Raw genomic sequence first — 22330 nt, 5'->3', positions numbered from 1 at the left:
CGGACATAAGCTGTAAATAGGATCGCCATTCGCCTTTGCGGCCGTTTTTTCTCGGCTGTAACCACTGACTGCGAGGAGCAGAAATGAGGGAAAACAAAATCGCCGAAATCAAAAAGCACCTTCTGGCACGCCGGGAGGAACTTTTGACCGAATTCCGGGACAGAAGCGCGGCGGCGGCCGCCCTTATCGACCAGGGAGTGCCCGACGTGGGAGACATGAGCCTGACCGATATCCTGCAGGACACACTTCACCTGCTCAGCGAAAGCACGCGTGAGGAAATCATGCGAATCGATGAAGCACTGGACCGCATCGAAAACGGCGAGTACGGCTTATGCCAGAGTTGCGGGGAACCGATCGCGACAGAGCGCCTGGAGATCCGCCCTCATGCCCGGTACTGTGTGGATTGCAAGGAGGAGCTGGAAAGGGAGCAGGCGAAAAAAGCTCCTCCGGAAAAAGGAAAATTGTAGACCGGGCTAACCGGGGGGCCAATGGAAGGCGCGCCCGCCCAGCAGATGGAAATGAATATGCCAGACGGTTTGACCCGCCCCTTCGTTGCAGTTATTGACGACCCTGAATCCCTGGTCGGAAAAGCCCATCTCTTCTGCGAGTCTGGCCGCCACCAGGAAAATATGCCCGACAAGATCCTTGTCCTCTTCGCCCAAATCGAGGGTGGTGGCCAGATGCTTGCGGGGGATGAGCAGATAGTGATGCGGAGCCTGCGGCGCGATGTCCTGCAGGGCGACAATTCGATCATCCTGGTAAACCAGCTTGCCGGGTATCTCCCCGGCGATGATCTTACAGAAAAGACAGTTGTTGAGCATCTTCCTTCCTTTCCTGGGCAGCCGGAAACGTCACATTCGGCTGATCATTCAGAGTGACCACATGCCAGCGTTCGCGAGCCGCCTTTTTCAGCAGCCGATCGTCATGACTGAACAGGATGATCTGATGTTCGCTGCTCAGTCTCTCCAAAACCTTGAGGGTTTCCCCGAGCCGTTCCTGGTCCTGGTTGACCAGGGGGTCATCCAGAAGCAGCGGGAGATTCAGCCCCTGGCTGAGGTGACTGGTCAGGGCCAGCCGAACAGCGAAATAGGCGGCATCGTTCGTGCCTCGGCTGAACTGTTCTATTGGCCGCCATTCCCTCTCCCGGACCTGAACCTGGAGGGAAAAATCGTCGTCGAGGCGGACCTTCCGATATCGCCCGCCGGTCACCATCCCCAACCGGTTCCCAACCTCCTCGGCAAAACGGTTCAGATAGTTGCTGCGAAACTCCTCAACCGATCCGGACAGCAGTTCGATCGCCGCCGCCAGTGAATCCCGCCGCCGGCACAAAAGAATTTCCCGCTCCTTGAGGCTCTCCCCCTCATCCTCAATCTGCTGCAGATCGCCAAGCTCCCCTTCCAGGGCCGCTTCCCGGCGACTGAACTCCACCAGCTCCTTTTCCCGACGGCGGATGCTTTCCTCCAGGGCCTGCAGTTTCTCCTCGGCCTCGGGAAGTTCCTCGGGGGGCAGCATGCCGTCATCGGCCAGGGGCCGTTCCCGCTCCATCCGCTCATCCAGCACGGCCAGTTCCCGGGTCACGTGGGCCCTTTCTTCGCCGAGCTGTTCCGATTTTTCCAGTACCCCGAGGGCGCTGACCACTTCCCGGTACTTCTCCAGCAGCTGCTGATGCCGCGCCAGGTTTTTCTGCATGCGGACCAGCTCCACCGGCGAGGGGGAGAGACCGGAGGCTTCGAAACGTTCTTTCAGCCGCTCCAACCGCTGGCGGGCCTCATCGCGTCGCCGTTCGAGAATCTGGTTCTGTCCCTGCAGACGGCTGCGTTCGGTGCGTTTCTGGTTGAATCGCCAGAAATAATGTCCCCAGATTCCGAGCACCGCAGCACTGAAAAGGGACCAGGCCAGCACCGCCAGCCCGTCGGTCAGCAAGGCCGCCAGCAGGCAGACCGTCAGGACAGCGAGGGAAATCAGCAGTGGTGCTTTGGTCGGAGGATTTTTCTGTTTTCGCAACTCCTCCTGCAGGGCATTGGTTTCGCTCTGCAGACCGACCATTTCCTTGCGGGTCTCTTCCGCTTCCGTCAGCAGGACCGGAAGTTCAGGCGGCATCTCAAAGGGCAGACCGGTCTTGGAGAGTTCGCTTTCAAGCTCCTGCCGCCGCTGTTCCAGATCCCCGACCTTGCCGGCTTCCCGATCGATGCGAACGAAATCCCGGCGCAGGCCGCCCTCCTTTTCCTTCAGCTGCCAATGCTTGCGAACCCGGTCGAGGTACCGCTCGCCCTTTTCCCGCTCCCTGCGGTCGGTCTCGATGGAATCCTGCAGTTCGCGAATGGCTTTGCGGATCGATTCAAGCTCCCGAATCCCCTCCTGGGCGGCAATCCAGCGCTGCTGCAGATGTTCGATCCGTTCGAACACTTCGTCCAGCTCCCGATCCCTGGTCTTGTCCTTGCCCCAGGGATTTTTCCGGGTGATGGCGAAATAATCCTCCTCCAAAGATTCGAGTACCCTGTCATAGTCGACTTCGAGAAAGCCGGAAAGCAGAGTCTTGAGCCGCGAAGCCAGACCGCGATCCGCCAGTTCCAGGGCCCCCTGGCCGACAAAGAGGCTGGCTCGAAAGATGCTCTCCTCGGCCACGGCGAACAGCCTGGAAAGCTGATCGTAATACTCCTTTCGCTCGGAGGAGCGACCCTGCGGCGCGGCCTTGCCTTCGAACTGATAAAGCACCTGGTAGAGATCGTCCCGCTCCACCAGGGTCACCTGATCGGTCAGGATATTTCTCTCGATGCGAAGGGTGCGGCCGCCGTTCTCCAGGGCGAGAGCGGCTTCGCTGTTGCCCTGGCGCCCCCAGGGTTTGAAGCGATCCTTGTCCCGCAGACCGAACAGAACCGCCGGAATTGCTTCCATCAAGGTCGATTTGCCCGATTCATTCGGTCCCACGACCAGATTCATGCCCCGGCGGAAATCGAAGGCACGTTCGGAGAACTTGCCGAAATGCTTCAGTTCGACAGTGCGCAGGATCATGAATCTCCTCCCGCAAAGACCTTGAAACGCGCCAAAACTTCTCGGAACGCCTCGTCGAGAATCAACCGCTGCTCGCCGTCGGCCCGGGCCATCAATTCCCGGGTGCGGCGTACAAAAACACCCCGGACTGTTTCCTCCTTTTCGATCTGCCGGACAAAGGCGCTGTCGAAAAGACGGGTGCGGTCCCTCAGTTCCAGATAGAAGAAATCTCCCTCACAGCGGCTCTCCAGGGCCGCGAGATCGAGGGGGATCTCGACGGTGCCGGTCATGGTCAGACGGAGCAGCAGATTCGGGTTTGCCAGAGGGAGGATTTTTTCCACGGCCTCGCTCATTGCCGTACACCCGGTCAGGTCCAGTTCTTTCTCTTCGAGAAACCGATGGTTCACCGCAATCGGTTCGACCCTGGCCGTTCTCGGATCCACGGTCACCAGGGCACAGTGGCGGGGTCCGTTCTCGCCAAACCTCTTGCCCTCGGGCGAACCGGGATAGCAACCGAAAATCCGGCCCTCCTCCTGCAGAATCTCAAATCCATGGTAATGGCCAAGAGCGACATAATCCAGGTCCCACCCTTTCAGCATGGACATGGAAAAAGGCAGATCCTTTTTCCGATGGTTCCACTCGGGACTGCCCTCCCGGGACCCGTGCAGCAAGCCGATGTGCAGCCCCTCTTCCGAGCGGCGCTGCATTCCGTCCAAAGCGTTTTGCGAGGCAAAGTTGCGATAGGCGAACCCATAAAGGAAAACCGGATGGCCGGCCAGGGTGAGTTCCACAGGTGCCGCCTGCACCGGCTGATCGAGGAGCACGGCCCCCGGAAACTCCGCCTGCCGATAGACCGAGGAACCGGCGACCAAATTGTCGTGAGTGCCGGGCAGCAGTACCGTGCGGATACCCCGATCGGCCAGCCTTTTCAGGCCGGCCTGCACCTTGCCCAGAGCTAAAGGAGAGGGCCGGGGATGATCGAACAGGTCGCCGGCAATCGCCAACAGGTGGACTTCGTTCTTGATGGCGGCGGTGATGATCCGTTCGAAGGTTTCAAGGAAATCGATCTGCCGTCGCGCCGCGCGACAGCCCAGCCCCGGAAAGGGGGCATCGAGATGGAGATCGGCGGTGTGCAGAATGCGTATCATGATTGATACCTGTAAAAAAACAATCGAAATCGGGATCGAAATCGGGGTTGGAAGTTCAAAAACCTGACAACGATCGTTCCAATGAACAGGATGGAAAAATTAAACCAGACTCTTTTATTAACGCAATGACGCAACAAAAAAACCATATAACAGGGATGGACAGGATAGTCAGGATAACTTCCTGAAACCAGTATCCTTTGACCTTAATCCTGAATATCCTGAATATCTCTGTTCATTCCGTCTTGCAGGTTTTCCTCCAATACCTTGCGAACGTCACGGCTTCTGTCATCCCACCAGTCGCTCCCTGCGGGGGCGGTCAGGGTCTCGCCGACGATCACCAGAGTCAGGGCAGATCGTCCCTTCCCCCCGGGTTCGGAAAAAAAGTCGTACTTTTTGGCCTCGGCCTCGATATCGTCGAGATGACCCCGCACCAGTTGCTCGCCGGGAAAACCGAGGCGGTGCACCAGGGCGATCGGAACGTTGCAGCCATATCCGGATCGGAGTCGGGCGACCAGCTCCGGCAAGGGGTGGTGATTCATGTAGATCACCAGGGTGACCCCCGGACCGGCCAGTTCCTCCAGGCGGGGAGCCCCTTCGGCCTCCTCCAGGGTGCGGGTCGACACGATGACTGTGCGGCTGCAGCTGCCGGAGAGGTTCAGCGTGCGCTTCATCGCTGCCGCGGCGGCATTGACCGTGCCGACCCCGGGCAGAACTTCGGCTTTTTTCCCAAACACCTCGACCAGAGCCTGAAAGGGGCAGAAAAATGTCAGGTCACCGGGCACCAGAAAGGCCACATCCCCTTCTGACAGCTGTCCTTCGAGAATCTGCACCAGCTCCGAGAACCGGTAGCCGTAGGGGTTGCAGATCGCCTTGCCGGCCAGCCGCTCGGCGAAAGTCTCATCGAAAGGAGGGAACGCGTAAACCGTTTTGCAACCCTCCAGGCGCCGGGCCCCGGCCAAGGTCAGAAGCTCGGGATCCCCCGGCCCTGCACCGATAAACCAGACTTTGTTCAAGACGGCTCCCTCTCAGAAGGCAGGACTTTGAGCCAGATCAGAAACTCCCGGTTGCCTTTGGGCCCCAGAATCGGACTTTCGGTTTCGCCGAGAACCCTGCATCCCAAATCTGCCGCCAGATTCCGGATACGCTGCAGCACGGCCTCGTGCTTTTCGGCATCCCGCACCACGCCTCCCTTGCCCACCTCTCCGCGGCCGACCTCGAACTGCGGCTTTATCAGTGCGATGATGTCCGCCTCATCGGTCAGCAGAGTCAGAGTGGGCGGCAGAACCTTGTCCAGAGAAATAAAGGAAGCATCGATGACGGCCAGAGAGGGCCGTTCGGGCAACCGCTCCGCGGTCAGATGGCGGATGTTGGTCCGCTCCAGGTTGACAACACGGGGGTCCTGGCGAAGTTTCCAGGCCAGTTGTCCGTAGCCCACATCCACGGCAAAAATCCTGACAACTCCGCGCTGCAAAAGACAGTCGGTAAAACCACCGGTGGAGGCCCCGACATCGATTGCAGTCCTGCCTGCCACCGCAACCCCGAAGACATCCAGGGCTTTTTCAAGTTTCAGGCCGCCACGGGAAACGTAGGGGATATCTTCGCCTTTCAGGCGAATGTCGCGGTCCTCTTCCACGGCAGTTCCCGCCTTGTCCACCACCTGCTCTTCAACCAGCACCTTGCCGGCGAGAATCAGACTGCGGGCCCGTTCGCGGGATGGTACCAGGCCACGCTCCACCATCAGCTTGTCGAGCCGTTCCTTTTTTTTCATATAGCGCAGAGACACGAGTGTGGCTGGAAAGAACAGAAATTGACAGGCCCACAGGGTAGCACAGGGTATTTTCACGGGCAACCGTTTTGCCCGGACTCGAGCAAGGATCCGGATTTGCCGGCATTTACCCAATAATATATGTAACTTATGGATTTTGTGATGAAAACAGACTCACATCCGGACCAGATCCGGACGAAGTGGGCCTGTAAATTGCAGAATTTTTCCCTGAGAACAAATCAACTGATATCTTTGGTGGCTCTTTCATAAACGGAATGTCATGCCTGAAAAAATTTTGCTGGCCCAACAAGAGACCGAAACCTCCTGCCTCCTCTACAACTTTCTACGGGATGAAGGTTATCTGGTCCTCAAGGCTGCCAACCTGCCAGATACAGGCCGCCTTCTGCAGGAACTGCCCGACCTGCTCCTGCTCGACACCGACCTGGCCCTGCAGAATTCTCCTCAGGACTGGTCGGAACTGAGTCACAATGTTCAACGGAACAAGGTGAGCTGCCTGCTTTTTTCCTCCGGACGGAGGCAACCAGCGGGGATTGCACCTCTTGCTCCCTGGGCGGACGATATGATCCTGGAGCCGGTCGACCGCCGGGAGGTTTTGTTCAAGATCGCCTCCCAACTGACCATCCGCCGCCTGACTTATGAAGCGGAGATGGCGAACAGGGCGCTGCTCGAAAAACAGAAGGAACTCGAAGCCTACCAGCGCTCGGCCGCGGACATTCAGAAATCGCTGCTGCCCGGGGACATTCCCGATCTGCCCAACCTGCATTTTGCCTGGCGTTTCCTCCCCTGCGAAAAGGTGGGCGGAGACCTGTTTAACATCATGAGGGTTGCCGACGACACAGTCATGACCTATCTGCTCGACGTCAGCGGCCACGGCATCTCTTCAGCCATGGTGACCGTTGCCGTCTACCAGAGCCTCTCCCCCTTTTTCGGCCGGATCATCAAACAGCCGATCGCCGACCCACCCTATTTTCGCCTCCTGTCTCCGGGAGAGGTCCTGCAGCAACTGGAAAAGGAATATCCCTATGACCGTTTCGGCAAAATTTTCACTATCAGCTATGCCCTGATCAACACCCGGACCGGGATGGTTCGCTACAGTAATGCCGGCCATCCCAGTCCGCTGCTGACGCGCCGGAACGGTTCGAGCGAAATTCTCGGCGCCGGCGGCTCCATCATCGGAACCGGCTGCTCGGGTCCGTTCGAGACGGGAAACATTCTGCTTCAACCGGGCGACCGCCTCTACCTCTATTCGGATGGGATCATCGAGCATAGCGACGGGAAGGGGAACCAGTTCGGGCAGAAACGCCTTTATCGCAAACTGGAAAGTTTGCGCAAGCTGTCGGTGGAAGCCTGCTGCGACAAGGTGATCGAGTCTCTGTGCGATTTCGGCCAGGGGGCTCCAATCCGGGATGACGTCACCATGCTGGGGATCGAATTTCTGGGAGAAGACGATCTGCGGACCAATTGACACACTGTCATCGGTTCGACACATTCGGTAAACCACCCTTCATCAAGTCAAATTTGTTGACAAAATCCGGGTTTTTATGTTTGTTTCCTGCCATTAGCAGGCGCAATCTCCACTTGTTGTCAGTGGTCGTTGTCGACGTACTCGTAATCGTAATCGTACTCGAGGATCGATCAGGATTACGAGTACGACAACGAGTACGATTACCTTTACAAAAAGACTTCATTACCCGGAGGATAAAATGATCGGAACTCCATTGAAAAAAACCGCCACCCGCATCCTGCTGCTCGGCTGTGGTGAACTGGGCAAGGAAGTGGTCATCGAAGCCCAGCGTTTCGGCATCGAGGTTATCGCCGTCGACCGCTACGCCGATGCCCCGGCCATGCAGGTTGCTCATCGCAGCCATGTGGCCAACATGTTGGACCGGGAAAGGATTGAATCGATTATCCGCCAGGAAAAGCCCGATTTCATCGTCCCGGAAATCGAGGCGATCCACACCGCCTGTCTGCTCGACCTGGAAAAAGAGGGCTTTACCGTCATCCCCACGGCGAGGGCGGCCAATCTAACCATGAACCGCGAGGGGATTCGCCGCCTGGCCGCCGAAGAGCTGAAACTGCCGACGGCCGGCTATCTGTTTGCCTCCACTCTGGAGGAGTTCCGTGGAGGGGTTGCCCGCATCGGTTTGCCCTGCGTGGTCAAACCGATCATGAGCTCCTCGGGCAAAGGCCAGAGCACCGTCCACGACCAGGCCGGCATCGACAAGGCCTGGGACTATGCGCGGGCCGGTTCCCGGGGGACGGCCGACAAGGTCATCATCGAGGAATTCATCCCCTTCGACTATGAAATCACCCTGCTGACCGTGCGCCACGCCGGCGGCACCAGCTTCTGCCCGCCCATCGGCCATATCCAGAAAGGCGGCGACTACCAGGAATCGTGGCAGCCGATGCCCATGTCGCCGGCAGCCCTGGAGGAAGCCAAACGCCAGGCAGAGGCGGTGACCGGCGCTCTCGGCGGCCGCGGCATCTTCGGTGTTGAATTCTTCATCAAGGGGGATCAGGTCTATTTCAGCGAGGTCTCTCCCCGCCCCCACGACACCGGCATGGTGACCATGGTGTCCCAGAACATGTCCGAGTTCGAACTCCATGTGCGGGCGATTCTCGGCCTGCCTGTCCCGGAGATAGAACTGCTCGCGCCCGGCGCCTCCTATGTGGTGCTGGCGGCGGAACAGGCCGAGGAGGTAGTGTTCGAAGGTCTCGAACAGGCCCTGGCCGGACCCGGCACCAAAGTGCGTCTTTTCGGCAAGCCCGATGCCCGTCCCGGCCGCCGCATGGGGGTCGCGCTGGCCGTCGGGGAAACGCTGGAACAGGCCCGGGAACGGGCCATGGATGCTGCCAAAGCGATCAAAGTGAAACCAGTCTGACATTTTCCTGTCAAGCAGTACCGATAAATAAACCGCACCAAGCCTTTTCCCAACCGGCCCTTGGTGCGGTTTTCTTTTTTACAACAAACAGTTGAACACCTTTCCGCCTTCCCGACCTATCCCTCGGACAGCTGTCAAATAGCATTTGTAAATTTTCTTTGACACGATCATGCCTGTCATGTCATTATCGTGCCTAATTTGACACGATCGTGTCACGCCCTGCGCGCCACCCCAATTCTGCGCCTATTTCGTCCTCCGGCAATGTACGGACCCAACGAAACCCGCATGATTTCGGTCGCTACCGGCCCCGGATTGTTCACAAAAGACTGGAGAATTTCGAACAATCCGGGCCGGGAAATCATTCGGTATTACCGATTGCCTTTTCTTTCCCGAGCAACTCTGCCCCGTCGGTGAATTGAGCATGGATATCCGCACCATTGATTGGAACAAGGTCTGGCAGGAGCACCTCGCCCGGCCCTTCGATGCGCAACAGGTTAAGGAATACTGGGACCGTCGGGCCGCCGGCTTTTCCCGACCGGAAAGCCAGGGTCCCTATATCGAACAGTTCCTGCAGCTGCTGTCACTGCAACCCGACTGGCGGGTCCTCGATGTCGGTTGCGGTACCGGCGCACTTGCCCTTCCCCTTGCCGCACGTGTCGCAGGAGTCACCGCTCTTGACATCTCTGCGGCAATGCTCGATCGCCTGCAGTCCATCTGCCGGCAGCAGGGAATCACGAACATCCATCCGGTCCGAGCTTCCTGGACTGATGATTGGCAGGAGCGGAACATCACGCCCCACGAGGTGGTCATCGCCTCACGCTCGGTGATCGTCCCCGACCTTCGCCACGCCATAGAAACTCTCAACCGGTTCGCCCTGCATCGCGCCTACATCTCGGTGCCCGCCGGCGACGGCCCCTTCGATCCGGATCTGTTCCAGGCTATCGGCCGGCCCTGCCGCCGGGGAGCGGACTACATCTACGTCTACAATCTGCTGTATCAACTGGGCCTGCACGCCAGCATCTCTTTTATTTCCTATGTCGAGGACAGGAGCTTTTCCGACCTGGAATCCGCAACCGCCGCAGCTGGAAACAAACTGGGAAATCTCCTGCCCAGCGAGAAAACCGCTTTACAGCAATACGTCGCGCGAAATTATGAGTGCCGGGAAGGACGCTGGCAGCACCGGTCGCCGCGCACAGTCCGCTGGGCCGTCATGTCGTGGGACTCACCCGGAAAGCGATTCTAGAAGGGCTTTGGAATTCGAATTCAAACATCTGATCGCTGCCCTGCAGCAGACCAACCAAGGAGGGAAAAATGAAACTTCGCACAACCGGAGAATGCGAAATTTTGCCGTTTTGGCGCTTTATGGCCGCGGCGCTTCTTTGCCTGGCCCCGTCGACGGCCCTTTCGCAGGAGGGGGTATTCAATCTCGGAACTGTGGAGGTTGTAGGCACAGGAGACGAAACACCGAGCGCAGCACTGACCGAGCAGGTATCCTCCGAGGAGATGCGCCAGTTCAACAGGGAGGATGTAGCCGAGGCCCTCGACCTGCTGCCGGGGGTGCATCTCAGCAGAATCGGAGCCCGCAATGAAAGCGCCGTCTACGTCAGGGGGTTCGACATCCGCCGCGTACCGCTTTTCCTGGACGGCATCCCCATCTACGTGCCCTACGACGGCTACCCTGACCTGCGCCGTTTCACCACCTTCGACCTCTCCCAGATCGTGCTTTCCAAGGGATTCGCCTCGGTGCTCTACGGCCCCAATACCATGGGCGGCGCCATCAATCTGGTATCAAAACGCCCGGAAAAAGCCTTCGAGGGTAACATGGGCGCCGGAATCGCATCCGGCGACAGCTATCAGGCCTACCTCAATCTCGGCACCAACCAGGACTGGTGGTACCTGCAGGCCGGCGGTTCCTGGTACGAACTGGACTATTTTCGTCTGTCGGACAATTTTGATGAAACTGTCGCCGAGGATGGCGGCCGCCGGGAAAATTCCTATCAGGAGGATTACAAGTACAACGTCAAGATCGGCCTGACGCCTCGGGGTGACGATGAATATGCGTTCAGCTACATCAAACAGCGTGGGAAAAAAGGCACACCGCCCTATGCCGGCGACGATCCCTCTGAGAGAATCCGCTACTGGCGCTGGCCTTATTGGGAAAAGGAAAGCTTTTATTTCAACACCCGCACCCGTATCGCCGAAAAATCATACGTCAAATCCAGACTGTACTATGACAACTATGAAAACTCCCTGTACAGCTACGATGATGCGGATTACGACACCATCACCCGGCCCTACGCCTTTCGCAGCGACTATGACGATCACACCTATGGCGGGTCCGTAGAAGCCGGCACCGAGCTGATCCCCCGCAACTATCTGAAACTCGCTTTTCACTACAAGCGGGACGTGCACAAGGAGCACAACCTGCCCAACCCTTATCAGCGCTTCGAAGATGAAATCTTCTCCATCGGGGTCGAGAACACCGTCACCTTTACGCCAAAGCTGAAAATGGTGGTGGGATTGAGTTACGACTCCCTGGAAACTCTCGACGCGGAAAACCTGATCGGCGGTGAACTGGTCGATTTTGAAAATAAGGAGAAAATTGATTCCTGGAATCCGCAGATCGGCTTCTTCTACGATCTGACCGAAACCGCCACTGTCTACGCCACCGCCGCCCACAAAACGCGGCAGGCCACCATCAAGGACAAATATTCCTATCGATTGGGAAGGGCTATTCCCAATCCGGATCTGGATCCCGAAAAAGCCATCAACTACCAGCTCGGCTATCGGGACCTGTTTTGGGGACGGATTGCCCTGGATACGGCCGTTTTCTACAGTCACATCAAGGATTTCATTCAGCTCGCCACAATCACCAATCCGGCTGATCCCACGACAACCATCGAGCAGAACCAGAATATCGGGAAAGTCGACCAGTACGGATTCGAAATCGGCCTGAGCGGAGAAGTGTTCGATTTCCTGACCGCCGGCATCAACTACACCTTTCTCGAGCGGGACAATCGCAGCAATGACGATGAATTGACCAACACCCCCAACCACAAGCTGTTCACTTTCCTCCGATACCATCCCTTGACCTGGCTCACTCTGCAGACCGATCTCACCTACTATTCCAAGTCCTACAGCTCCTCGAACGGGGTCAGGGTCGCCGAAGAATTTGCCGTGGTCAACGCCAAGGCGGAAGTTGAGCCGTTGCAGAACCTGATCGTGGAAGCCGGAATCAATAATCTGTTCGACGCCGACTACGCCTATGACGAAGGCTATCCGGAGCCGGGCATCAACTTTTTCACCAATATCCGGTACCGCTTCTGAGGATAGTCATGAAAAAAGCCCTGGAAAGAGGTTGTTCGGTCGGTTTGGCGGTGATCCTTCTGCTGCTGCAGGTGGCCCTGCTCCCGGCTGCCGGTGCTAGAGAAGTTGTGGACATGGAAGGGCAGCAGCTCGTTCTTCCCGAACAGATGGAAAGGGTTTACGTGGCCTCGCCGCCGGAAAACCATCTGGCCTGCGCCATCGATCCTGACCTGATGGTCGGCCTCAATTTTCCAATCAGGGAACAGGATAAAAAGTTCCTTCCGCCCCAATTGTCACAATTGCCGGTCATCGGCGGTTTTTTTGGCCTGGGGCACACACCGAATCTTGAGGTTCTGCTCAAGGCCAAGCCGCAACTGGTGATCTGCTGGCGGGAAAACGCCGTCAGCAATCGTTTCGATACCTTTTTACAGCGGTTCGACATCCCCCTGGCCTATGTCACTCTGGAAAGACTGCAGGATTATCCCAGGGACATCCGCCTCATGGGCCGCCTTCTCGGCCGTGAGCAGAGGGCGGAAAAACTGGCCGTCTACGCCGAACAATCGCTGGCGGAGATTCTGTCGAAAGCCGCGGCCATCCCGCAAAAAGAACGGGTGCGGGTCTATTACGCCCTGGGCAGCGACGGCCTGCGCACCGACGGGGGCGGCACCTGGCACGCGGAACTGATCGATCTGGCCGGCGGCGTCAACGTGCATCCCGGCGATCCGGAAGATCTGTTCGGCATGCAGCAGGTGTCGATGGAACAGGTCATGCTCTACCGCCCCGAGGTCATCCTGGCCCAGGATCCGAAATTCTTCCGGGAGGTTTTTTCCTCGCCCCGCTGGCGCAACATCCCGGCGGTGAAAAACGGCCGCGTCTACCAAATTCCCGACATCCCCTTCAACTGGTTCGACCGGCCGCCCTCTTTCATGCGGCTGCTCGGCATCAAATGGGTCGCCAAGGTGCTGTATCCGGAGAGATTCAGCCTCGACATGGACAAGGAAACACGGGAATTCTTCAAACTCTTTCTGCAGGTTGAACCATCCCGGGCGGATCTCCGGTCGATTCTTGACCAGAAAAAAGGGGGCAAGCCATGAGCCGGGCGGAAGCGATCCATCGGCCCGCCCTGGCGGTTGTCGGCCGGCACTGGGTGGCGCTTTTGCTGACCGTGCTGCTGATGATAACCGTCCTGATTTCCCTCGCCCTCGGCAAATATCCCGTTTCCTTTGGAGAAATCCTGCTTTTTCTGCAGCAGCAGCTCTTCGGCCGACCCACACTGGCGCCGGAGCGGTATGAACTGCTCCACAACCTGCTGTGGGAAATCCGCGTGCCGAGAATCGTTGCGGCGATGCTGATCGGCGCCGCTCTGTCCGCTTCCGGCACCGCCTTCCAGTCGATGTTCGTCAACCCGCTGATCTCCCCGAAAATGCTGGGGGTGCTGCCCGGTGCCGCCTTCGGCGCCGCCCTCGGGCTGCTGCTTTCCCCGCACTGGTTCGGGGTCCAGCTCTGCTGTTTCGGCGGCGGCCTGCTGGCGGTCGGGATGGCGGCCGGCATCGCCCGCCTCTACCATGGCGACCGGATGCTGATGCTGGTGCTCGGCGGCATCATCAGCGGTTCCCTTTTTACCTCGCTGCTGATGGTGGTCCAGTACCTGGCCGATCCCCTCGACGAACTGCCGGCCATCGTCTACTGGCTGATGGGCGGCCTGTCGATGGCCAACAGCCGCACGATCATGGCGGTTTCGATCCCGATCCTGATCGGCCTGGGCTGTCTGATGCTGTTGGGGCGCTACCTCAACGCCCTGAGCATGGGCACGGAAGAAGCCGGCAGCCTGGGGCTGAATGTCGGCCTGCTGCGTTCCCTGCTGGTTTTCTGCGCCACGGTAATCAGTGCCCTGACCGTGGTGATCGGCGGCAGGATCGACTGGGTGGGACTGATCGTCCCCCATATCGGCCGCCTGCTGGTCGGGCCGGACAACCGCATCCTGCTGCCGGTCTCGGCCCTGCTCGGAGCGATCTACCTGCTGGTCGTGGACGATATCTCGCGTCTGCTGCTCAGAGTCGAAATACCGCTGGGTATCCTCACCTCCCTGGTGGGCATACCGTTTTTTATTTTCCTGCTGAAAAATACTCGGAAAGGATGGGGATGACATGACCCTGATCGAAGGGCGAAACCTCTCTTTCGAATACGGATCGAAACAGGTCCTTGAAGATGTCAGTTTCCGCATCCCCAAAGGCAGTCTGGTCGCGCTGCTGGGACCGAACGGCTGCGGCAAGACCACCCTGCTGAAGATCATGCTCGGTCTGCTGCCTCCGGGCAGCGGCGAAATGCGCCTGGAAAACCGCCATATATCCTCCTATGACCGCAAGGAACTGGCGCGCCGGGTGGCTTATGTCCCGCAGATCCACAAGGCTTCCTTCGCCTACCGGGTGCTGGACGTGGTGCTCATGGGGCGCCTGCCTCACAAGGGGTTCTGGTCCTCAACCAGCCTACGGGACGAACAGCTGGCCATGGAGGCGCTGGACCTGATGGGCATCGGCCATCTGCGGGATCGGCCCTACACCCGCATCAGCGGCGGCGAACGGCAGATGACCCTCATCGCCCGGGCCCTCTGCCAGGGAGCCCGCACGTTCATACTCGACGAACCGGTGAACGGTCTCGACTACGGCAACCAGATCCGCCTGCTCGAGCGGCTCGCCGAACTGGCCGCCGAGGGCTACACCTTCGTCATGTCCACCCATTTTCCCGACCATGTGCTCTGGGTGGCCGGCCAGGTGGTCATGCTGCGCGACGGGCGCGTCATCGCCCACGGCCATCCCGACGAGGTGTTGAACCGGGACAACCTGTGCCGTCTCTATCAGGCGGACGTGGAAGTCTGGCAACTCATGGAAAATTTTCGCATCTGCGTGCCGGAAAGGCTGCGCAACAGAATCTGCAATTGTCCGTCGGGCTGCAAGCCGGTATTGCCCGGCAACCCGACCGATGGGAGGATCGCATGCTGAAAGTCGACAACGTACGGGACATGTTGAAACAATGCGAGGAATATCACGGACATCTCTGCACCGGACAGGTCATGGGTGTGCGCCTGGCCAAAAAGGGACTGGAACTGGTGGAGGCGAAGGATATCAAGGAGCTCATCGTCTTCGTCGAAAACGATCGCTGCATCACCGACGCCATCACCATCGCCTCCGGCGTGCGGCTGGGACGGCGCAGTCTGAAATTCCTCGACTACGGCAAGATGGCGGCCACCTTCGTCAATCAGAGAACCGGCGAGGCCTGGCGGGTGGCCAGCCGCGGCGATGCCGAACTGCCGCCGGAGCAGGCCATGACCAGGGCTCTGGAGGCGGACGACGAAACCCTGCTGACCTGGCAGAAAGTGACCGTGACCTTCGGGCCCGGCGATCTGCCCGGTCCTCCGGTTCGTATTGCCAAATGCTTCCGTTGCGGAGAAACGGTGCTCGATCACCGCGATGTGATCGTGCCCGAGGAGGGGAGTATCTGCCGTGCCTGTGCTCATGGACCCTATTATCGGCCCTGTCCCTGACTCGGGAAATCCGTGCCCGGGGGAGGTGTCCCACGGTTTTCATAAGGACTTGTCGGGATCGAAATCGAAATCGCTATCGAAATCGGATTTTGGTTTTTGGTTCGTTGAGTTCACCTGGATCGGTTTCATTTTAAGTCAAAGACCGATTTCGATTTCGATCCCGATTTCGATTTGGACGATAAATCTGCACTTCTAGGAAAACAACCATGACGACCTGCACCATCTGTGAAAACCGCTGCCGGGTGGCCGATGGCGCCAGCGGCGGCTGCGGCCGCTACCGCTGTATGGCGGGGAGCATGGAGGAATGCCATCCGGACCGCTACCTGATCGTCTGCCCGATCGCCATTGAAACCATGCCGATGCTGCATTTTCACCCGGGCGGGAAATTCCTGCAGGTCAGCACCGCAGGCTGCAACTTCGATTGTCCCGGGTGCATTTCCACCGTCATCGTGCGGGAAATGAACCCTGACGGCAGATCCCTGCGCCATCTAACTCCGACGCAGGTGGTAACCGCCGCCATGCAGGAAGGCTGTCTGGGCATCGCCTTTCTGATGAACGATCCTCTGGCCAACCTTGAGACCTTCCTGCGGGTCGCGCAGGCCGCCCGCGCCGCCGGGCTGCTGGTGGGCTGCGCCACCAACGGCTACTTTACCGAGGAATCGCTGGCCCGGCTGCTGCCGGTGCTCGACTTCGTCAACGTCGGCATCAAGGGGTTGACCGAAGACGCCTACCGGGCGTGCGGAGGACGATCGCCGGAGCCGGTCATGCGCAACATCGGTCTGTTTCACCGGTCGGGCGTGCATGTCGAAGTGGCCTGTATGCACCGCCGGGACAACAGCGCCGAATTGATGGAACTGGCCCGTCGCGTGGAGGAGATCTCGCCAGCCATTCCGCTGCAGGTCATGCGCTATATTCCCCTGGAGACGGCCGATCCCCAGTGGGAGCCGACGATCCGGGAATCGGAAAGGCTGGTCGACGAGCTGAGGGGAATTCTCCGCCACACCTATCTGTTCAACTGCCCCGGCACCCAGCAGCTGGACAGCCGCTGCCCCGAGTGCGGCGCCAGCCTGCTGCGCAGGGATTTTTACGGCCCGATGGGAGCGAAGCTGATTTCCGCCGATGAGAGCTGCCCTCACGGGTTCACCGCTCTGAAGCTCAGGGGCCAACCGTGCGGCGGCGGTTTTCAGGAAGGGGATTTCCAGGGAGGCTATCCCTTCACCCGAGCCCTGGAAATCGTTCAGGCCATGCTCATCGCACTGGGTGTGCGGGACCCGGCCGAAGTGGGACGGGTCTGGGAGACGATGCTCGGCCCGGAAAACCTGCGGGAACTGCACCAGGCCATACAGCAGCCGTGCTCCTACATGGACCTCCTGCGCCATTTCGGGGAACTGACAGGCCGCCCCAAGCAGGCCGCTGCACTGATCGATTTTATTGAAAACCGAATGGTGCAGGTCACCCGAGGTCTGATCGGCGCCCCCTGCCGTCCCCGGGTCTATTACGCTATGGGCAGGCCGCTGTTCGCCATCAAGGGCAAACGCTTCGAAAACCAGTTGGTCCGACTGGCCGGAGGCGAAAGCGTCAACCAGAAGCTCGACCTGACCGGTCGGCCCGGCATGACCATCGACCGCCAAACGCTGATCGACCTGAATCCCGAGGTGATCATCATCTCTTCTTTTCTCTCCAACCCGGTTGCCGATTTTTATGACGAATGCCTGCAGCGCGGCATCGAGGTCGACGCGGTCCGCAACCGGCGCATATACACCCCATCATTGCCGAGCAGCGATTTCGGCGGCCCGCGCTGGGTGCTCGGCCTGCTCTACCTGGCCAATGTGCTGCACCCCGACCGCTTCCGGTTCGACCTTTACCGGGAAGCGGACCTCTTTTATCGCCAGTTTCACGGCATCGCATTTTCCCGCGCGAGCATTAATCGTTCCTTCGCCAAACCAGACATCGATTGGCATTGGGCGTGATCAAGAACGGGCTGGGGCGAGATTCGAGAGTAAGGGATGACGATCGATTATTGAACGGATTGTCCCTTCAGCGGTTCGTTATGCCGAGGGTGGATGCAGCGGCGCGGGGGAAGGACTTTCCCGCCTGCTGCTGGGCTACCAGGGAATCCCTGTTACCGCAATGATTGAAAATTCTTGCTGGGATTCGTTGGGACTGGAAATCGGAAGCGAGGCGCTTTGGCTTCCTCCGGAAAAAAGACTCTGCCTGGGCCCGCAATGACAGGTAAAACATCAAAAGTCCATCCCGGACGGCAAAACCGTGGTGATCATGGCCCGCTGATCTTGATCAGCGGGCCGCCTCACATCGGCAAAAGTTCCCTGGTGGCTGAACTGGTGCGGCAACTGCGCGCTCTCGGCTGGCGCATTGCCGGCATTCTGGCCGAAGGTCACTGGCAGAATGACCGGCGCAGCGCTTTTACCCTGATCGATTTGAGTGACGGCAAACGAACTCCTCTGGCCGTTCGCACCGATCCGGCCGGTTCGGGAGGATTTCCCTATGCATTTTATCCGGAAGGGCTCGCCGCAGGACGCCTGGCCCTTTCTTTGTCGCATTGCGCCGGGGCCGACATCCTTGTGGTCGACGAAGTCGGCTCCCTGGAGATTCAGGGCAAGGGTTGGGCCGACCATCTCAGGCCTCTTCTGGAACTGCCCGTCATCCATCTCTGGGTGGTGCAGTCGGCCCGGGTCGCCGGCGTCTGCCGCCGCTGGGGCATTTCCCCGCTTCATGTCATTTGTGCTGATGAAACAGATGCAACCGCCCGCCTGCTGAAAATCCTGCAAAATCTGGACAGAAGTTCCTCAGGACTGATTTGAGGTCAACCAATGGAATGTTCGATCTGTGAAATGAAATGCCCCGCGGTATATTGCTTGGGCATCCCCATTTCAAAAGAAGACTTCCTAGGCATTTCCCCATACACTATTATCGTTTCAGGCCCGGTCGCCTGGCCGGTGCAAGATTTCATCGCCTTCTCGAGGAACAGGACCTGCGACCCTTCGACGCGAAGCAACAACCATAAAGGAGTCAGAAAATGCAGCAGAATTGGACCCAGACCAGACAACCGGCCTTCAACAGAGACGGCGCCCTGAAGATGAACGAGATTGCGAAAACGGTTTTCGCACCGATCTACCCCGTCATTGCCCGAAACGCCTTGACGGTCACTGGAATCACCCAAGGGGTCTGCCTGGATCTGGGCACCGGACCAGGCATGCTGGCGATGGCCGTGGCCCGGGAGGTGTCGAAGATGGAGGTGATCGCCTTCGACTTTTCTTCGGATTCCCTGCAGATCGCAATGAATAATATCGCCGAAGCACAACTGAGCCACCGAATTCGCACCAGGGCCGGCGATGTACATTCCATGCCATTCGCCGACAATTATGCCAACCTGATCGTCAGCCGAGGCTCGATGTTTTTCTGGAAGGATCTGAAGGATGCCTTCAGGGAAATTCACCGGGTCCTGGCACCGGGCGGATTCACCTATATCGGAGGGGGGTTCGGCAGTCTCGAGCTCAAGGACCAGGTCGTCGCGGAGATGCTCAAGCGAGACCCGGAATGGGATTGCTACGCGAAAAAGAAAACCGGCGAAGACGGTCACAGACGATTTGCGGAAATGTTCGCCGAACTCGGCTGCGAAAACGACTACCGCATCATCGACGACGATACCGGTTTCTGGGTTGCGCTGCGAAAGCAATAAAACCGTGAATTGTCGCTGCAACTTGAGTCAATGGCCTAACCAGAAAACCGAAAATTGTTAAAACCTGTTGAAAAGGGCTTTCCAGCCACTATCCTTGAAACTACGGCATGCACCTGTCGCCAAATGCAGCCGGACAAAGAGGAGGTTATCATGGTCAAAGTCGCGATCAACGGGTTGGGCAGAATCGGCCGGGCCGCCCTCAAAATACTTCTGCAGAAGGGGCAGCTGGACGTAGTTGCCGTCAACGACCTGATCCCGCCCGACGGTCTCGCCTACCTGCTCCGTTTCGATACCGTTTACGGCCGCCATCCACAACCGGTGGTCCCCGAATCCGATGGGCTGACGGTCGGCGACCGCAAAATTCGGGTGCTGAGCGAAAAAGACCCTGCCGAATTGCCATGGGATCAACTCGGAGTGGATGTCGTGCTCGAATGTACCGGCCGATTCACCCGTCGCGAGGATCTGGAAAAACATCTGGCCGCAGGCGCCAGGAAGGCGATCCTGTCGGCTCCGGCCAAGGGGGGCGGCATCGATACGGTGATTTACGGCGTCAATACCGAACTGCCGGACCAGCCGATCGTCTCCTGCGCCAGCTGCACCACCAACTGTATCACTCCGCTGATCGAGATCCTCGGTCGCCGCATAGGTGTTGAAAAGGCCATGCTGTCGACCGTCCATGCCTATACCGGCAGTCAGGCTCTTGTGGACACTTATAACAAAAAAGCCCGCCGGGGCCGGGCCGCAGCAGCCAACCTGGTGCCGACATCCACCGGCGCAGCCATCGCCACGACGCGTGTTCTCACCCAATACGACGGCAAGTTCGACGGCGTGGCGGTGCGGGCGCCGGTACCGGCGGGTTCGGTGGCGGATGTGGTGGCGCTGACCTCCCGTCCCACCAGCGTCGAGGAAGTCAACGATCTGTTTCGCGAAGAAGCGGCAGGGGACCGCTACCGGGGGATCGTGGGGGTGACCGAGGAAGCACTGGTTTCCTCGGACATCCTGGGAGACGACCGTGCCTCGGTGGTCGATCTGGCCATGACCATGGTGGTGGACGGCGACATGGTCAAGGTGATGAGCTGGTACGATAACGAATGGGGCTACGCCAACCAGATGATCCGTACGGCAACGGCACTGGCAGGCAAATAGTCACCGGTCCCGACCCGGAACGGGATTCTGCCTGGCAGGCAACAAGAGAACGGGAAGTGGTTCGAAACCATTTTTCAGGGAGGCACGCCATGGAAAAGTCAGATGTCATCCGCGTAACGCCGAACGAGGCGCACCGCAGGATCGAATCGGGCAAGGCGGTCCTGGTCTGCGCCTACGAGTCCGACGAAAAATGCCAATCGATGCTTCTGGAGGGAGCCGAAACGCTGCATGAGTTCGAGGACCGGCTGCCTGAGATTCCCCAAGAGCAGGAGGTTATCTTCTACTGCGCTTGACCGCATGAAAAGACGTCTGCCGGTCTGGCAGCGCAATATGCGGAAAAAGGCTTTAAAAAGGCCGAGGCTCTCCAGGGTGGGGTGGACGCCTGGAAAAAAGCAGGGTTTCCATTGCATTAAAAGATCTCATATCTGACTGCAGGAACAGGCGACGTCTTTCTGGGACGGCGCCTGTTCTGTTTTCAGGCCGTTCCTCGTCAGACTATCCTTGATGGCAGGAGACGGGTCGAAACTGGCTTTAACGCAGCTTCCGCCGTTCTCTCACCCATCGCTCGGTCAGCAGTATCACTCCCGTCCCCAGCAGTGCCGCTAACATAAACGCAATCACGGCCTGCAGGTTTTGTAAAAGCATCGGGTCCCAAAGCAGGATCAGACCGAGGATCAGCATCATCATCCCCGACATCAGTTTCAGCACCCGCCCTTCGAACTCGCTCATCTTGCGGCTGCCGAGGGTGAGGGCGAATAGGGAGGCGATGATCAGCAGAGGAGTGACATAGGCCAGGTTGTAAAGCCCGAGGTAAAGATAATAGAGCCAGCCGGGAAGCTCCTGGAGGGTGAGGACGCGGGTGTAGACCATGGGGAATCCGGCGGTGCAGAGCAGCTCGTAGCTGTTGGCGACCAGGGCCAGGATCACGGTGCCGCCGAGAATCGGCAGCAGGCGGTGTCCCTTGAGCAGATTGCGCATCCGGGCCATCAATTTCGGTTTGGCTTTCTCCGAAATGGAGAGAGAGGGACCATGATGGAAAAAGAAATGATCCTTGATGTTTAACAGGGCGATGGCCAGGGCGAGCAGGCCGGCGAAGGCTGTCAGCAGGGGGAGCTGTCCGGCCAGGAGGAAAAGATTGAGCCAGGCGGCCATGAACAAGAAGTAGACCAGACCGGAGAAAAAGATAAAAACCCCGCCGACGAGAAACATCCGCCTGCGCGAGCGGGTGTGGGCCATCAGGCTGAGCAGAAACAGCAGGACGAAAAAGGCGCAGGGGTTGAAACTGTCGAGCAGCCCGAGCAGCACGGTGAAGACCGGCAGGGAGTACTCTTCCAGATCGAGCGGCAGGGGAGCGTCTGCGGCCTCGTCGACAGGCGGGGGTATTGGTCGCCCGGCAGCCAAAGCCGCAACCAGGTCGGGGCAGCCCTTTGCTGCGCAATCAGCGACCGCAGCCTCGATCTCCTCGGCGATCATGTCGTTGAAGCCGAACCAGGCGTGCCGGCCCACGGCTGTGGCCGGGGTGGTGGCGATCTCCACGCCCCGAGCCCGCGCAAGAGCCATCATCAGCTCATAACTGTCATGTTCGAGCCAGACGTCATAGATGCGCACCTTCAGCTCAGGATAACGCTGCTGCAGCTCCTCGACAAAGGGCTTCTGCTCCCGGCAGCCCGGGCAGTTCTCGGCAAAAAAGAAATGAAGTTCCGTTACAGCGGGGAATGCGAGTGCCGGGACGAAGATTCCGATGCAGACCATCAGCAGGACCAGCATCGTAAAACGCTTGCCCATGCATCCCTCCTGTAGTTGAACGGCAGCCGGTTCAAGCATATCTTT

20 protein-coding genes are annotated in these 22330 nt (G+C 58.8%); 14 read left to right on the top strand and 6 right to left on the bottom strand.

The genetic code is table 11. From position 1 onward, the window contains the following. Positions 1 to 83 precede the first annotated feature (83 nt). Positions 84 to 467 carry a TraR/DksA C4-type zinc finger protein gene (locus R2940_03005; GenBank protein MEZ4598741.1) on the top strand — a complete coding sequence of 128 codons (384 nt, stop codon included), beginning with the start codon at positions 84 to 86 and terminating at the stop codon, positions 465 to 467. Between the two features lie 6 nt (positions 468 to 473). Here the strand turns inward: R2940_03005 and R2940_03000 are convergent, their stop codons facing one another. From R2940_03000 to R2940_02980, 5 genes are all read right to left on the bottom strand, one after another. After that, a complete protein-coding gene (locus tag R2940_03000; protein ID MEZ4598740.1) occupies positions 474 to 821 on the bottom strand; it encodes a histidine triad nucleotide-binding protein in 348 nt (115 codons plus the stop codon). Then, positions 796 to 3012: an AAA family ATPase gene (locus tag R2940_02995; GenBank protein ID MEZ4598739.1), complete on the bottom strand. Its 2217-nt coding sequence runs from the start codon at positions 3010 to 3012 to the stop codon at positions 796 to 798. Before R2940_02995 ends, R2940_03000 begins: the two co-directional genes overlap by 26 nt. Further along, positions 3009 to 4139: a DNA repair exonuclease gene (locus R2940_02990; GenBank protein ID MEZ4598738.1), complete on the bottom strand. Its 1131-nt coding sequence runs from the start codon at positions 4137 to 4139 to the stop codon at positions 3009 to 3011. The genes R2940_02995 and R2940_02990 overlap by 4 nt, the downstream gene beginning before the upstream one ends. 203 nt (positions 4140 to 4342) lie before the next feature. Then, entirely contained in the window at positions 4343 to 5152 is an 810-nt protein-coding gene (locus R2940_02985) for an SAM-dependent methyltransferase (protein ID MEZ4598737.1), read from the bottom strand. Next, positions 5149 to 5982 carry a TlyA family RNA methyltransferase gene (locus R2940_02980; GenBank protein MEZ4598736.1) on the bottom strand — a complete coding sequence of 278 codons (834 nt, stop codon included), beginning with the start codon at positions 5980 to 5982 and terminating at the stop codon, positions 5149 to 5151. The genes R2940_02985 and R2940_02980 overlap by 4 nt, the downstream gene beginning before the upstream one ends. A 202-nt stretch (positions 5983 to 6184) precedes the next feature. On the opposite strand from R2940_02980, the gene R2940_02975 reads away from it, so the two are divergent. The 13 genes from R2940_02975 (at position 6185) to R2940_02915 (ending at position 20793) form a co-directional block, all read left to right on the top strand. Then, positions 6185 to 7390 (top strand): PP2C family protein-serine/threonine phosphatase, encoded by a 1206-nt coding sequence (locus tag R2940_02975; protein MEZ4598735.1) that lies wholly within the window; start codon positions 6185 to 6187, stop codon positions 7388 to 7390. Positions 7391 to 7628: 238 nt separating this feature from the next. Then, positions 7629 to 8807 (top strand): formate-dependent phosphoribosylglycinamide formyltransferase, encoded by a 1179-nt coding sequence (purT, locus tag R2940_02970; GenBank protein ID MEZ4598734.1) that lies wholly within the window; start codon positions 7629 to 7631, stop codon positions 8805 to 8807. 421 nt (positions 8808 to 9228) lie between these two features. Further along, a complete protein-coding gene (locus tag R2940_02965) occupies positions 9229 to 10050 on the top strand; it encodes a methyltransferase domain-containing protein (protein MEZ4598733.1) in 822 nt (273 codons plus the stop codon). A gap of 68 nt (positions 10051 to 10118) precedes the next feature. Further along, positions 10119 to 12134, top strand: coding sequence for a TonB-dependent receptor (locus tag R2940_02960; protein ID MEZ4598732.1), 2016 nt, complete (start codon positions 10119 to 10121; stop codon positions 12132 to 12134). Between the two features lie 8 nt (positions 12135 to 12142). After that, entirely contained in the window at positions 12143 to 13207 is a 1065-nt protein-coding gene (locus R2940_02955; protein MEZ4598731.1) for an ABC transporter substrate-binding protein, read from the top strand. Continuing rightward, positions 13204 to 14259: an iron ABC transporter permease gene (locus R2940_02950; GenBank protein MEZ4598730.1), complete on the top strand. Its 1056-nt coding sequence runs from the start codon at positions 13204 to 13206 to the stop codon at positions 14257 to 14259. The genes R2940_02955 and R2940_02950 overlap by 4 nt, the downstream gene beginning before the upstream one ends. 1 nt (position 14260) lies before the next feature. Then, on the top strand, positions 14261 to 15112 hold the full coding sequence (locus tag R2940_02945) for an ABC transporter ATP-binding protein (protein MEZ4598729.1): 852 nt from the start codon (positions 14261 to 14263) through the stop codon (positions 15110 to 15112). Beyond that, complete coding sequence (locus R2940_02940) at positions 15106 to 15654, top strand: FmdE family protein (GenBank protein MEZ4598728.1); 549 nt, start codon at positions 15106 to 15108, stop codon at positions 15652 to 15654. Before R2940_02945 ends, R2940_02940 begins: the two co-directional genes overlap by 7 nt. A 206-nt stretch (positions 15655 to 15860) precedes the next feature. Next, positions 15861 to 17624: a radical SAM protein gene (locus R2940_02935; GenBank protein ID MEZ4598727.1), complete on the top strand. Its 1764-nt coding sequence runs from the start codon at positions 15861 to 15863 to the stop codon at positions 17622 to 17624. 255 nt (positions 17625 to 17879) lie between these two features. Beyond that, positions 17880 to 18476: a nucleoside-triphosphatase gene (locus R2940_02930; protein ID MEZ4598726.1), complete on the top strand. Its 597-nt coding sequence runs from the start codon at positions 17880 to 17882 to the stop codon at positions 18474 to 18476. Between the two features lie 215 nt (positions 18477 to 18691). After that, complete coding sequence (locus R2940_02925; protein ID MEZ4598725.1) at positions 18692 to 19354, top strand: class I SAM-dependent methyltransferase; 663 nt, start codon at positions 18692 to 18694, stop codon at positions 19352 to 19354. A gap of 150 nt (positions 19355 to 19504) precedes the next feature. Further along, a complete protein-coding gene (gap, locus tag R2940_02920; GenBank protein ID MEZ4598724.1) occupies positions 19505 to 20500 on the top strand; it encodes a type I glyceraldehyde-3-phosphate dehydrogenase in 996 nt (331 codons plus the stop codon). Positions 20501 to 20589: 89 nt separating this feature from the next. After that, entirely contained in the window at positions 20590 to 20793 is a 204-nt protein-coding gene (locus R2940_02915; protein ID MEZ4598723.1) for a hypothetical protein, read from the top strand. Between the two features lie 238 nt (positions 20794 to 21031). Here the strand turns inward: R2940_02915 and R2940_02910 are convergent, their stop codons facing one another. Next, complete coding sequence (locus R2940_02910; GenBank protein ID MEZ4598722.1) at positions 21032 to 22285, bottom strand: thioredoxin family protein; 1254 nt, start codon at positions 22283 to 22285, stop codon at positions 21032 to 21034. Positions 22286 to 22330: the final 45 nt, after the last annotated feature.

This window comes from Syntrophotaleaceae bacterium (assembly GCA_041390365.1).
Lineage (GTDB): Bacteria > Desulfobacterota > Desulfuromonadia > Desulfuromonadales > Syntrophotaleaceae > JAWKQB01.
This window is presented reverse-complemented; position numbering and strand designations above follow the sequence as displayed.

Coding starts and splice junctions, on each gene's coding strand:
- R2940_03005 (MEZ4598741.1), top strand. CDS start 84: ATGAGGGAAAACAAAATCGCCGAAATCAAAAAGCACCTTCTGGCACGC.
- R2940_03000 (MEZ4598740.1), bottom strand. CDS start 821: ATGCTCAACAACTGTCTTTTCTGTAAGATCATCGCCGGGGAGATACCC.
- R2940_02995 (MEZ4598739.1), bottom strand. CDS start 3,012: ATGATCCTGCGCACTGTCGAACTGAAGCATTTCGGCAAGTTCTCCGAA.
- R2940_02990 (MEZ4598738.1), bottom strand. CDS start 4,139: ATGATACGCATTCTGCACACCGCCGATCTCCATCTCGATGCCCCCTTT.
- R2940_02975 (MEZ4598735.1), top strand. CDS start 6,185: ATGCCTGAAAAAATTTTGCTGGCCCAACAAGAGACCGAAACCTCCTGC.
- purT (MEZ4598734.1), top strand. CDS start 7,629: ATGATCGGAACTCCATTGAAAAAAACCGCCACCCGCATCCTGCTGCTC.
- R2940_02965 (MEZ4598733.1), top strand. CDS start 9,229: ATGGATATCCGCACCATTGATTGGAACAAGGTCTGGCAGGAGCACCTC.
- R2940_02960 (MEZ4598732.1), top strand. CDS start 10,119: ATGAAACTTCGCACAACCGGAGAATGCGAAATTTTGCCGTTTTGGCGC.
- R2940_02955 (MEZ4598731.1), top strand. CDS start 12,143: ATGAAAAAAGCCCTGGAAAGAGGTTGTTCGGTCGGTTTGGCGGTGATC.
- R2940_02950 (MEZ4598730.1), top strand. CDS start 13,204: ATGAGCCGGGCGGAAGCGATCCATCGGCCCGCCCTGGCGGTTGTCGGC.
- R2940_02945 (MEZ4598729.1), top strand. CDS start 14,261: ATGACCCTGATCGAAGGGCGAAACCTCTCTTTCGAATACGGATCGAAA.
- R2940_02940 (MEZ4598728.1), top strand. CDS start 15,106: ATGCTGAAAGTCGACAACGTACGGGACATGTTGAAACAATGCGAGGAA.
- R2940_02935 (MEZ4598727.1), top strand. CDS start 15,861: ATGACGACCTGCACCATCTGTGAAAACCGCTGCCGGGTGGCCGATGGC.
- R2940_02930 (MEZ4598726.1), top strand. CDS start 17,880: ATGACAGGTAAAACATCAAAAGTCCATCCCGGACGGCAAAACCGTGGT.
- R2940_02925 (MEZ4598725.1), top strand. CDS start 18,692: ATGCAGCAGAATTGGACCCAGACCAGACAACCGGCCTTCAACAGAGAC.
- gap (MEZ4598724.1), top strand. CDS start 19,505: ATGGTCAAAGTCGCGATCAACGGGTTGGGCAGAATCGGCCGGGCCGCC.
- R2940_02915 (MEZ4598723.1), top strand. CDS start 20,590: ATGGAAAAGTCAGATGTCATCCGCGTAACGCCGAACGAGGCGCACCGC.
- R2940_02910 (MEZ4598722.1), bottom strand. CDS start 22,285: ATGGGCAAGCGTTTTACGATGCTGGTCCTGCTGATGGTCTGCATCGGA.